The organism is Kutzneria viridogrisea DSM 43870 (assembly GCF_000525635.1).
Taxonomy (GTDB): domain Bacteria; phylum Actinomycetota; class Actinomycetes; order Mycobacteriales; family Pseudonocardiaceae; genus Kutzneria; species Kutzneria viridogrisea.
On the sequence record NZ_CP007155.1, the window covers coordinates 2924141 to 2935937 of the forward strand.

The 11797-nt window shown below is 70.4% G+C and carries 10 protein-coding genes; 2 read left to right on the forward strand and 8 right to left on the reverse strand.

Translation table 11 applies throughout. From position 1 onward, the window contains the following. Positions 1–72: 72 nt before the first annotated feature. Positions 73–897, forward strand: coding sequence for a GNAT family N-acetyltransferase (locus tag KALB_RS13100; RefSeq protein WP_025356167.1), 825 nt, complete (start codon positions 73–75; stop codon positions 895–897). On the opposite strand, the gene KALB_RS13105 is transcribed toward KALB_RS13100, so the two are convergent. From KALB_RS13105 to KALB_RS13135, 7 genes are all read right to left on the reverse strand, one after another. Then, positions 894–1772 (reverse strand): glutamate ABC transporter substrate-binding protein, encoded by an 879-nt coding sequence (locus KALB_RS13105; RefSeq protein ID WP_236650246.1) that lies wholly within the window; start codon positions 1770–1772, stop codon positions 894–896. The genes KALB_RS13100 and KALB_RS13105 overlap by 4 nt on opposite strands. Before the next feature lie 106 nt (positions 1773–1878). Then, the gene (locus tag KALB_RS13110) at positions 1879–3498 is read right to left on the reverse strand and encodes an ABC-F family ATP-binding cassette domain-containing protein (RefSeq protein ID WP_025356169.1); all 1620 of its coding nucleotides are present in this window, start codon (positions 3496–3498) and stop codon (positions 1879–1881) included. A gap of 66 nt (positions 3499–3564) precedes the next feature. After that, positions 3565–4929, reverse strand: a complete 1365-nt coding sequence (locus KALB_RS13115; RefSeq protein ID WP_025356170.1) for a M1 family metallopeptidase — start codon at positions 4927–4929, stop codon at positions 3565–3567. 105 nt (positions 4930–5034) lie between these two features. After that, on the reverse strand, positions 5035–6075 hold the full coding sequence (locus tag KALB_RS13120; RefSeq protein WP_025353822.1) for an IS630 family transposase: 1041 nt from the start codon (positions 6073–6075) through the stop codon (positions 5035–5037). A 162-nt stretch (positions 6076–6237) separates the two neighbouring features. Then, positions 6238–7962, reverse strand: a complete 1725-nt coding sequence (locus tag KALB_RS13125) for an SDR family oxidoreductase (protein ID WP_025356171.1) — start codon at positions 7960–7962, stop codon at positions 6238–6240. Positions 7963–7975: 13 nt separating this feature from the next. Continuing rightward, complete coding sequence (locus tag KALB_RS13130) at positions 7976–8968, reverse strand: PDR/VanB family oxidoreductase (RefSeq protein WP_025356172.1); 993 nt, start codon at positions 8966–8968, stop codon at positions 7976–7978. Positions 8969–8997: 29 nt separating this feature from the next. Beyond that, positions 8998–9876, reverse strand: coding sequence for a metal-dependent hydrolase (locus KALB_RS13135; RefSeq protein WP_025356173.1), 879 nt, complete (start codon positions 9874–9876; stop codon positions 8998–9000). Positions 9877–9993: 117 nt separating this feature from the next. Between KALB_RS13135 and KALB_RS13140 the strand changes: the two genes are divergently transcribed. Next, positions 9994–10752 (forward strand): SGNH/GDSL hydrolase family protein, encoded by a 759-nt coding sequence (locus KALB_RS13140; protein ID WP_042222042.1) that lies wholly within the window; start codon positions 9994–9996, stop codon positions 10750–10752. Between the two features lie 49 nt (positions 10753–10801). On the opposite strand, the gene KALB_RS13145 is transcribed toward KALB_RS13140, so the two are convergent. Then, on the reverse strand, positions 10802–11794 hold the full coding sequence (locus KALB_RS13145) for a TIGR03842 family LLM class F420-dependent oxidoreductase (protein WP_025356175.1): 993 nt from the start codon (positions 11792–11794) through the stop codon (positions 10802–10804). Between the last annotated feature and the right edge of the window lie 3 nt (positions 11795–11797).

The window sequence follows — 11797 nt, forward strand, 5'->3', positions numbered from 1 at the left end:
CCACGAACGGCACTTTCATGGCACACCGAAATTCGCGTGCCGCCGACCCCGTCCCCGTGACAGGTTGACCGGGTGAGTGAGCTCTCCATCACCCGGCTCGGCCCGGAGCACCTGGACGACCTGCTGGCGCTGTCGGTGGACCGCGAGTGGCGGCACGAGCAGCGCAAGTGGCCGCTGCTGCTGGAGATCGGGCAGACCCACGGCATCTGGGCGCCCGACGGCGGGCTGGCCGGTGCGGTCGTGCTCACCCGGTACGACCAGCGCCTCGCCGCGATCGGCATGGTGCTGGTGGCTCGGCGCTACAACCGGCAGGGACTCGGCCGCCGGCTGATGGCGCACGCACTGGCCGCCAACGAGGGTGGTGTCACGGTGCTGCACGCCACGGCGCAGGGCAAGCTGCTCTACGACACGCTGGGCTTCCGGTCCACGGCGACGGTCATGACGCACGTCGGCGAGCTGGCGCCGGGCGCCGAGGACCTGGGCCACAGCAGGCCGTTCACCGACGCGGACGCCGAGTCCGTGCTGGCGCTGGACGCGGCGGTGCTCGGCGCGGAGCGGGCCTGGCTGCCGCGCTTCCTCAAGTTCGCCGAGCGGGTCCGCGTGGTCGAGCGGGCCGGGGTGGTCACCGGTTATGGCGCGGCCTGGCGCAACGTCGGCGCGCTGGTGCTCGGACCGCTGGTCGCCGCCGACCTCACCGAGGCCCGGTACCTGGCCGCGGACCTGCTCGCGGGCAGTGACCTGCCGGTCCGGCTGGACCTGGACCGCCCCGAGCTGGCGGAGTGGGCCGCCGCGCACGGTGCACCGGAGTCCTTCCGCACCGACCACATGGTGCACGGCGGGGACCTACCCGGTGACCGCTCACGGCTGTTCGCCCCGGCGATGCAGGCGGTGGGTTAGCGCTCGGTGATCTGTGGCGGGGACGGGATCCGGTAGCCGGAGCTGCCGAAGTTGCGCTGCAGCGAGGCCTTCCACGCCCCGGAGTCCATCATCTTCTGCAACGCGGCGTCGACCTTGGCCTGGGAGACCGTGTCCCCCTTGCGCAGGCCGATCCCGTAGTACTCCTTGGTGAACGGCTTGCCCACAACCCGGAGCAGTTCCGGGTTCTGCGCGGCCAGCCCGGCCAACACCAGGTCGTCGGTGGTGACCGCGTCCACGATCCCGGCGAACAGCGCGGTGACGCACTCGGTGAAGTGCACGTACTCCACCAGTTTCGCGCCCTGGGCGAACTTGTCCCGGACGTCCTGCGCCGAGGTGGAACCGGCCACCGAGCAGAGCTTCTTGTTGTTGTTCAACGACTCGGGGCCGGTGATGTCGGTGGAGGTCAGTCGCACCAACAGGTCCTGGCCCGCGACGAAGTAGGGGCCCGCGAAGGAGATCTGCTTCTTGCGGTCATCGGTGATGGAAAACGCTTCCACCACCATGTCCACCTTGCCCTCCTGCAGGTCCTTGGCCCGGTCGCTGATCACCGTCGGCGCCCAGGTGATCCCGCTCGCGTCCACCCCGAGTTCCTTGGCTACGTAGGTGGCCACGTCGATGTCGAAACCGCTGTGCCCGCCGTTGAGGTCCTGGAAGCCCAGCCCGGGCTGGTCAACCCCGATACCGATGGTCAGCTTGCCCGAGGACGCCTTGCCCGCAAGGGAGTTGCCGTCCGCGGTCGGCCCGCACGCGGTGAGCAGGACCAGTGCGGTGAGCAGTCCGGATAATCGGACGACAGCCTTGCGCGGCATGGGGAAGTCCTTCGCGAACAGGTCCTGCGGCGGCAGCGCGGCCACGATTTCCCCTGGCCGCAACGGATGCGAAGAACCTAGGTCGTGATCGCGACCACGTCCACCGGAATGGTGAGAAAAGTTGTCTCGTGACCGATCACGTGGAGAACTTTCAGCGAACCCTCCGCACCCGGGTCTCATCCCACACGGGCTCGTCCACCTCGGTGACCTCCCCGTCCGAGCGGAACAACAGGAACCGGTCGAAGGTGCGGGCGAACCAGCGGTCGTGGGTCACCGCGACCACCGTACCGGTGAACTCCTCCAGCGCGTCCTGCAGTGCTTCCGCCGAGGTCAGGTCCAGGTTGTCGGTGGGCTCGTCGAGCAGCAACAGGGTCGCCCCGGTCAACTCCAGCAACAGGATCTGGAACCGCGCCTGCTGCCCGCCCGACAGTGTCTCGAAGCGCTGGTCCCCGGACTCGGCCAGGCCGTAGCGGGACAACACCGACATCGCGGCGCCACGGGACAGCCCCGAGCGGTCGCCCTCCCCGTGCCAGAGCACGTCCACCAGCGTGCGGCCCACCCACTCGGGGTGCTCGTGGGTCTGCGCGAACAGTCCCGGCACCACGCGTGCGCCGAGGCGGCACTGCCCGGTGTGCTCGACCTGCCCGCCGTCGAGCAGCCGCAGGAAGTGGCTCTTGCCCGAGCCGTTGGAGCCCAGCACGGCCAGCCGGTCGCCGAAGAACACCTCGAAGTCGAACGGCTTCATCAGGCCGGTCAGCTCCAGCCGTTCACAGGTGATCGCGCGGATCCCGGTGCGCCCGCCGCGCAGCCTCGGCTTGACCTCGTGCTTCTCCGGCAGCTCCGGCGGCCGCGGGGACTCCTCGTACTTGCGCAGCCGGGTCTGCATGGCCCGGTAGCGGCTGGCCATGTCCGGGCTGCTCGCGGCCTGCTGGCGCAGGGTCAGCACGAGTTCCTTGAGCCGCTGGTGTTCCTCGTCCCAGCGCTTGTGCAGCTCGGCGACCCGTACCCAGCGGGCCTCGCGGGCCTCGTGCCAGGTGCGGAAGCTGCCGCCGTGTACCCAGGTGGTGCCCGCCTCCAGCGTGATCACGTGCGTGGCCGCGGCGGCGAGCAGTTCACGGTCGTGGCTGACCACCAGCACGGCTTTCCCGGTGTCCGCCAGGCGTTGTTCCAGCCAACGCTTGCCCGGCACATCCAGGTAGTTGTCCGGCTCGTCGAGCAGCAGCACCTGTTCCTGCCCGCGCAGCAGGGTCTCCAGCACGAGCCGCTTCTGCTCCCCGCCGGACAGGGTGCGCACACCCCGGAACTTGGCCCGGTCGAACGGCATGCCCAGCGCGGCGACCGTCACCGTGTCCCAGAGCACCTCCACGTCGTAGCCCCCGGCCTCACCCCAGGCGGTGATGGCGTTGGCGTAGCGCATCTGGGTCGGCTCGTCGTCGGTCTCCATCAGCGCCAGCTCCACCGCGTCCAGCTCGGCGGCGGCCCTGCGCAGCGGCGGGGGCGCCACCGACAGCAGCAGGTCGCGCACGGTCTGCTCGTCGCGGACCGAGCCGATGAACTGGGGCATCACGCCGAGGCCGCCCTGCACCACCACGCCGCCCTCACGTGGTGGCAGCTCGCCGGAGAGCATGCGCAGCAGGGTGGTCTTGCCCGCGCCGTTGGCCCCGACCAGCGCCGCGGTGCTGCCCGCCGCCACCCGGAAGGTGACGTCCCGGAACAGTTCGCGCCCGTCGGAGAGTTGATGCGCCAGCCCGCTGGCCTCGAGGAATCCCACGGAAGCACATGATGCCGTGAACAGGCACCCGGGCACGAACTAGTTCGGTGTGTCGACTGTCAACTGTCAACAGTTGAGCGATCCGGGGCAGAGGTACTGCTTCGCGGGCATCGTGCTGCTGTGCGCCCAGGCCTGGAAGAACCCGGTCAGGTCCTGGCCTGACCGCTGCGCCATGAACTGCTCGAACTGCGGCCAGGACGCGTTGCCGTCGCGGAAGTGCTGCTGGAACGCCTGGAGCGTGCCGAAGAACTTCTCGTCGCCGACGGTGCGGCGCAGGGCGTGCAGCATGAGCGAGCCGCGGTCGTAGAGCGCATAGTCCAGCGGCCGGTCCTTGCCCGGGTCGTACAGGGTGACCTGCCAGTAGGCGGGATCGTCCCGGTGACTGTCCACAATAGAGCGATAGCTCCTGTCCAGGTCCGCGCCCTTGTGCTCCTCCCACAACTGCCCGGCGTACTGGGCGAAGCACTCCGCGAGGCAGCCGTCCCGCCAGTCGCTGAACGAGACGTTGTCGCCGAACCACTGGTGCGCCAGTTCGTGCACGGCCGAGGCGTCGAAGAACTGGCCCTCGTAGGTGGGCCGGGTCTGCGTCTCCAGCGCCAGGCTGCCGCTGGACCGGGCGTCCACCACGATGGACCCGGTGGACTCGAACGGGTAGGGCCCGAACCTGCTGGACAGGAACTGGATGATCTCCGGGATCCGCTGTTCGGCGACCGGGTCGATCGTGGTGCCCTGGCCGTAGGCGTTGATCACCGGCTTGCCGTCGGGCAGCGTGGAGTTGTGCACGGTGAACTTGTCGGCGGCCATGGTGCTCAGGTACGAGGCCATCGGGTGGTCCTCGTGCCAGCGGTAGGTCCGGTGCCCGTCGTGCTCGGTCACCGGGCCGGGTAGCCCATTGCCGATCACCGTCCACGCCGAGGGCACGGTGGCCGTCAGCGCGAAGGTGGCCTTGTCCGAGGGGTGATCGTTGACCGGGTACCAGGCCGTGGCCGAGTGTGGCTCCCCGCTGACGCTCACCCCGCCCGAGTGCAGCTTGTGCCAACTCTCGCCGACCGGCTTGCCCTCGTAGCGCACCCGCACGACCATCGCGCCGTTGCTGGGGATCCGGTGCCGCGGAGTGACCACCAGCTCGTGCTGACCCTCGCGGTCGACCTTCGCCGCGGGCACCCCGTTGACAGTGACCCCGGTGACCGTGAACCCCTCCAGGTCCAGGTTGAACCGGTCCAGGTTCTGGGTGGCCCGCGCGGTGATCGTGGTGTCCCCGCTGAGGAAATCGGCCGTGGCCGGGTCGAACACGACCTTCACCTCGTAGTGCTCGGCCCGGTAGCCCCCGTTGCCGTCCTGCGGGAAGTACGGGTCGCCGACCCCGTCCGCGCCCGGTGTGCCGCCCACCGAGCCCGCGACCAGCGCTGCCGCCAGCAGTGTGTTCCACACGGGGCGAGAGCCTGCCGCGCCGGTGTTCTGATCCTGTGACGATCCTGTGGTGAACTGCCCGCCGCGTCCCGCTCCGGCGGCGTCATGAAAGTGCCGTCCGAGACACTAAGCACGTGGCCAAAAGTCTTGTCCGAAACCTTCGGGTAGCCAGGGGCTGGTCCAGGGCGCGGCGGTGATCAGGTTCTGTTCGGTGCTCCGGTCGCGGAAGTAGGCGTGTGCCTGTCGGACGCGGCCGGCCATCGTGGCTGGCGCGGTGTTGGCGATGTGGTGCTTGAGGCCGGCCCAGACGCGTTCGACGGGGTTGTCCTGCGGGCTGTATTTCGCGCCCTCGATCAGTAACAGGCGCGGGTGTTCGGCCAGCCAGCGGCGAGTGATCCCGCTGTGATGGGTGCCGCCGTTGTCACAGATCACCGCGACAACAGGGGCGTCGGGGTAGGCGTCGAGTACCTGTTGCAGGAAGTAGCAGAACACCACGGAGACGTTCTTGACGGAGACGTGGTGGTGCCAGGCGCCGGTGGTGAGGTCGATCGCGCCGTGGATGGTGCGGCGGATGTTGCTGCCGGGAGTCAGGATCCGGTGACGCAGGCCGGTGGGCATCCAGCACGATCGGACCCGCGGCAGCAGGTCGAGGTGGGTTTCGTCCTCGGCCAGAACCACGGAGCCGGTGGGGAGTGCGGCGAGGCGGGCCTGGATCGTGGCGCAGGTCGTGTCGTGGTCGGGGTCGCCTTTGGCGATCAGCCGGGGACGCCGCCACCTGGCGTGTTCACGCAGTCGCCGGTAGAAGGTGCGCAGGCTCATTTCGGGGCGTCGGGCGGCGCGCCACAGTCGTGCGGTGGTCCAGGCTTTCGGGGTGTGCAGCAGGGTGTGGATGCGGTGTCCGAGCGTGGGGCTGCCCAGGCGGGGGCGTCCGCTGCGGGGTCGGTCGGGTAGCCCGTTGATGCCGTCGCGGGTGTGTCGGGTGATCCAGCGGCGCACCGTGACCGGCTCGTAGTGCAGAAGTTCCGCGATCTCGGGCGCGCTCATCCCGGACGCGGACAGCAAGACGATGACGATGCGGGTGGCGACTCGCCAGGGTCCGTGCAGCGCGGTGACCAGTTCGAGGTGCTGGGCAGGGGTCAAGTCGGCGTAGACATGCGCGGGGCGCATACTGGTGGAGGCCTCGTCGTGGTGGAGTCTGGTGTGGTAACCGAATCCAACCCGACGAGGCTCTTCACGTTCACGGCAAGGTCAACTCACGCGAGTTACAGACACAACTTCTGGCAACCTGCTTAGATGTCTCGAACGGCACTTTCATGGCAAGGCACTGGGTCAGGTGGCCTGGATTTTGGCGGCGGCGCGGAGGGTGGCGGGGGAGACGCGGCTGAGCAGCAGCGCTGCCTTGGACTCGACGGTGACGGGCACGACGGGGCGGTTGCGGCGCACGGCGGTGAGGATCTCGGCGGCCACGCCCTCCGGCGGGAAGTTGCGGCGCGCGTAGAGCTGGGAGGTGCGGGCCTGCTTTGCGGCCTGCTCGGCGGCGCTGACCCCGGAGAACGTGGTCGTGCGGGTGATGTTGGTCCGCACGAGGCCGGGGCAGATCGCCGAGACGCCGATGCCGTGCTCGGCCAGTTCGGCGCGCAGGCAGTCCGACAGCATGAACACCGCGGCCTTGCTCGTGGCGTAGGCGCCGAGCACCTTGGACGGCAGGTAGGCCGCCGCGGAGGCCAGGTTGACGATGTGCCCGCCCTCGCCGCGCCGCACCATCAGCTCGCCGAAGGCCCGGCAGCCGTGGATCACACCCCACAGGTTGACGTCGAGCACCTTGGTCCACTGGGCGCTGGTCGTGTCCAGGATCGTGCCGGAGTGGCCGATCCCGGCGTTGTTGACCACCACGTCGGGCACGCCGTGCTCGGCGGCGACCTGGGCCGCGAACTGCCGCACCGCCTCCTCGTCGGCGACGTTGACCTGGTAGGCGTGCGCACGGGTACCGGCCAGTTCGGCGGTCTCCTTGGCGGTGACCGGGTCCAGGTCGCACACCACGACCTCGGCGCCCTGCTTGGCGAAGGCCAGCGCGGTGGCCCGCCCGATGCCGCTGCCCGCACCTGTGATGACCACCAGCTTGTCCGCGAACGGGCTGCGCGCGGCGCGCACCTGGTCGCGGCGCAGCGCCAGGCTGGCCGGGGCCCCGTCCACGTGGCCGACGAACTCCCGCACCATGCGGGTGATCGCCTCGGGGTGCGTGACCGGAGCCCAGTGGCGGGCCATCACCTTGCGCAGCCACAACTTCGGCACCCAGCGCTGTAGCCCCTCGGCCAGGGCCATCGTCGCGTACCGGTCGCCGACCGGCTGGATCACCTGCACCGGCACGGTGGTGCGCCGCTCGCGGGGGTTGCGCAGCCGCGGGATGAAGTTGGCCCGGTACAGGGAGATTCCGTGCACGCCGTCGGAGGTGATGGTCGGTGCGGGGTGGCCGGGCCGCCGCCGCACGCCCTCCAACCGGGCCAGCACCTTGGCCCAGTTGCGGCCCAGCCCGAGCCGCCACGCGGCCTTGGCCAGCACGGGCAGGTGGAAGGCCACGATGTACCAGGAGTGCAGCTGCTGGTTGATCAGCTGTCCGAGCACGCGGGGCGTGGGCCTGCGGCGCATCCAGTGGCCCACGTGGTCCAGGCACGGGCCGGAGATCGAGGTGTACGAGGCGATCCGGTGCTCGTTGCCCGGCTCGGTGACGGCCTCCCAGGACTGGATCGACCCCCAGTCGTGGGCCACCACGTGCACCGGCTGGTGCGGGCTGACCGCGTCGGCCACGGCCATCAGGTCGGCGCCGAGCAGCTCCAGCCGGTAGCCGTCCTGTGTGGACGGTACCTGCGAGGCGCCCGCCCCGCGCACGTCGTAGCGGACCACGTGGTAGTCCTCGGCGAGGGCCTCGGCCACCTCGTCCCACACCGCGTGCGTGTCGGGGTACCCGTGCACCAGCAGGACCGTCTGCCGTTCGGGGTCGCCCTGCTCGAACACGGCCAGCCGCACGCCGTGCGAGGTCACCGTGCTGGTCTTCATCGGCCCTCCCGATCTACAGGTCCAGTACCAAGCGCCCGCCGTCCGCACGGGACACGCACACCAGCGCCTCGCCCTCGGCGCGCTGCCTGTCGGTCAACCGCCGGTCCCGGTGCTCGACGACCCCGTCGAGCACGCGCACCCGGCACGTGCCGCAGAAGCCCTGGCGGCACGAGTAGGCGACCCCGGGCAACTGCTCGCGGATCACCTCCAGCGCGGAGCGGTCGGCGGGTACCTGGAGCACCACACCGCCCCGTCCCAGCTGCACCTCGAACGGCTTGCCGTCCACCACCGGCGGCGGGGCGAACCGCTCGAAGTGCAGTGCGCTGGCCGCGCAGTCACCGAAACCGGCCCGCACGGTGGCGAGCATCGGGGTCGGTCCGCACACGTACACCGCACCGTCCCGTGGTGCGTCGGCGAGCAGGTCGGCGGCGGTGGGCACGCCGAACTCCTCGTCTGGCCGGACCAGCACCCGCCCGGCGGGCAGCTCGTCCAGGAAGGGCATGGTGGCCCGCGACCGTCCTGTGTAGACGAACCGCCAGTCCATGCCCAGCCGGTCGGCGGCGCGCACCATGGGCAGGATCGGCGTGATGCCGATGCCGCCCGCGAGGAACAGCGCGCTGCCGTGCGGCACGAACGGGAAGGCGTTGCGCGGCCCGCGGACCACCACGTGCCTGCCGGGGGTCAGTTCCTCGTGCACCTCAACGGATCCGCCGCCGCCATCGGTGATGCGCCGCACGGCGATCCGGTAGCAGCTGCGGTCGGCGGGGTCCCCACACAGCGAGTACTGCCTACGCCGCCCAGAGGCCAGGTGCAGGTCCAGGTGCGAGCCAGGGAACCACTGGGGCAGCGCGGAACCGTCCGATGTGGACATCTGGATGCTGACCACGTCCTCGGCCTCGACGCGGCGGTCGACGACCTCCAGGCGCAGCGCGCGTTCCAGCGGGCCCGCCTGCTTGCGGCTGCGCCCGAGCAGCGGCAGGGAGCGGGTGTACACGTCGGTGAACACCGCGAGTCCGCGGAGGAAGCGGTCCGGCATCAGTGCGTGGCCCGCGCTGCGGGAGACTGGGCCAGGTAGGCGACCGCCTGCGCGGTGGAGCCCTCCTGGTCGGGGTAGTAGCCGGGCCGGAAGTAGCGGGCCAGCGAGCGCAGCAGGCTGCCCCCGCTCGGGCACAGGCCGCGCTTGGCCGCGCTGCGGAAGTCGCGCCAGCGGGGCTTGCTGCCGGGCGGCAGTTCGGGGTCGTTGGCCATCAGGAAGCGCACGCCCTTGATCCACATGATGGTCAGCACCGGGCCCGCGATCAGCATGGCGCGCACGCGGCGGAAGTAGCGGCCGTCGAAGTGGCGCATCACGTCGTAGGCCACGCAGCGGTGCTCCACCTCCTCCGCGCCGTGCCAGCGCAGCAGGTCCAGCATGGTGGGGTCGGTCCTGGCCCGGTCCAGCCCGGGGGAGTTGAGCACCCAGTGGCCGAGCAGGGCGGTCACGTGCTCGATGGCGGCGATCATCGCCAGCCGCTCCACCAGGTACTCGTGCCGGGCGCGCCCGGTCAGCTGGCGCTTCTCACCGAGGATCCGGCTGAAGATCCACCCGACCTGGTCGGTGAACGGCGTGGGGTCCAGCCCCTTGGACGGCAGGTGTCGCAGCACCCCGTCGTGTGCCTCGGCGTGCACGGCCTCCTGCCCGCAGAAGCCCAGCACGTCCTCGCGCAGCCGGTCGTCCCCGATCAGCGGCAGCGCCTCCTGGAAGGTCCGCACGAACCAGCGCTCGCCCTCGGGCAGCAGCAGGTGCAGCACGTTGAGCAGGTGGGTGCTGAACGGTTCGCCGGGCACCCAGTGCATCGGCAGCTGGGACCAGTCGAACTGCACGTCACGGGCGTGCAGGAGCAGGCGGTCGGGTTGTTCGGGCAGCGCGGACACGGGCCGTCCTCCTATCCGCTTAACTGTAACTTGAGGTAACAGTAATGCCAGGTAACACTCAAAGACAACCAGATCGGCTGATGCGGAGGTATCCCCGAACAGTGGTACGCAGGTGCCATGGGTGCTTTCACGGCGTTGCTGCTCAGCTCGGCGCTTCTCCTCCCGGCGCCTGGACCAGCGCAAACGCACTACGTCGCACTGGGCGACTCCTACGCGGCCGGGGTCGGCGCCGGGGACTACGACCCGAGCAGCGGCAGCTGCGAGCGCAGTTTCAACGCCTACCCGGCGCTGTGGGCTCAGGAGCACCGCGATGCCTCCGCCCAGACCGTGGCGTGCAGCGGCGCCAGCACGGCAGAGGTGCTGAACGGGCAGCTCGGCGCGCTGGGGCCGGACACCACGCTCGTGTCGATCTCCATTGGCGGCAACGACATCGGGTTCACCGAGGTGCTGACGACCTGCGTGCTTGGCAGCGACTCGGCCTGTAAGGCGAAGGTGGACGGCGCGGTGGCAGTGGTCAACGGCAGGCTCGGCGCGGACCTGGACAGGACCTACCGGGCGATCCGCGACAAGGCCCCGGCCGCCAAGCTCGTCGTGGTGGGCTACCCGCGGCTGTTCGAGGACGGCCCGTGCGGCGGCGGGCTCAGCGCGGCCAAGCGCTCGGCGCTCAACGCGGGCGCCGACGAACTCGCCCGCGTGACCTCGGAGCGGGCCGTCGCCGCGGGCGCCGTGTTCGCCGACGCGCGGCCGGTCTTCGCCGGGCACGGGGTGTGCGGCGCGCAGCCGTGGATCAACAGCGTGGTGTTCCCGGTGGACGGCTCGTTCCACCCGAACGCCGAGGGGCAGGCGGCGTACCTGCGGGTGCTGGACGCGTCATGAAAGTGCCGTTCCTGGCGTCCAACGCCAGGAACGGCACTTTCATGACACCTCACACCGCGGGGATCACCGACTCCCCGTAGCTGGCCAGCGTCTTGTCGCGCTCGTCGTGCATCAGGTAGAGCGCGAACTGGTGCACGCCGATGGACGCCAGCTCCTGGAGCCGGTCCACGTGGGCCGCCTCGGGACCGACCAGGCAGAACCGGTCCACGATCTCGTCGGGCACGAAGTCGGTGGACGGGTTGCCCGCGCGACCGTGGTGCGAGTAGTCGTAGCCGGCACGGCCCTTGATGTAGTCGGTCAGCGCCTTGGGCACCCCGCCGCCGTCCCCGTAGCGGGCGACCAGGTCGGCGACGTGGTTGCCCACCATGCCGCCGAACCAGCGCATCTGGTCGCGCTGGTGCGCCAGGTCGGTGCCCACGTAGGCCGGGGCCGCCACGCACATCGTGATGGCCTCCGGGTCCCGGCCGACCGCCCGCGCCGCGTCCTTCACGGCGCCGATGGTCCAGCGCGCGATGTCCGGGTCGGCGGTCTGGAGGATGAAGCCGTCGGCCTGCTCGCCGACCATCTTCAGCGCCTTGGGCCCGTACGCGGCCATCCACATCTCCAGCTTGCCGTCACGCACCCACGGGATGCGCACCGGCGTGCCGTGGTGCGCCACCTCGCGGCCCTCGGCCAGCTCCTTGATCACGTGCATGGCCTCGCCGAGCGTGGCCAGGGTCGCGGGCTTCTGCCCGATCACCCGCCGCGCGGAGTCACCCCGCCCGATCCCGCACACCGTGCGGTTGCCGAACATGTCGTTGAGCGTGGCGAACAGCGAGGCCGTCACCGACCAGTCGCGGGTGCTCGGGTTGGTCACCATCGGACCGATCACCAGCCGCTGGGTGGCGGCCAGCACCTGCGAGTAGATCACGAACGGCTCCTGCCAGAGGATGCAGGAGTCGAAGGTCCACCCGTAGCCGAAGCCGCTGTCCTCGGCCACCCGCATGAACTCGACCACCTCGCGGGCGGGCGGGTCGGTCTGCAGCACAACACCGAAGTCCATTGT

Excerpts from the sequence above, each read along its gene's own strand:
- KALB_RS13120 (WP_025353822.1), bottom strand. The coding sequence starts at position 6,075 with ATGCGCCCCGCGCATGTCTACGCCGACTTGACCCCTGCCCAGCACCTC.
- KALB_RS13145 (WP_025356175.1), bottom strand. The coding sequence starts at position 11,794 with ATGGACTTCGGTGTTGTGCTGCAGACCGACCCGCCCGCCCGCGAGGTG.
- KALB_RS13140 (WP_042222042.1), top strand. The coding sequence starts at position 9,994 with ATGGGTGCTTTCACGGCGTTGCTGCTCAGCTCGGCGCTTCTCCTCCCG.
- KALB_RS13125 (WP_025356171.1), bottom strand. The coding sequence starts at position 7,962 with ATGAAGACCAGCACGGTGACCTCGCACGGCGTGCGGCTGGCCGTGTTC.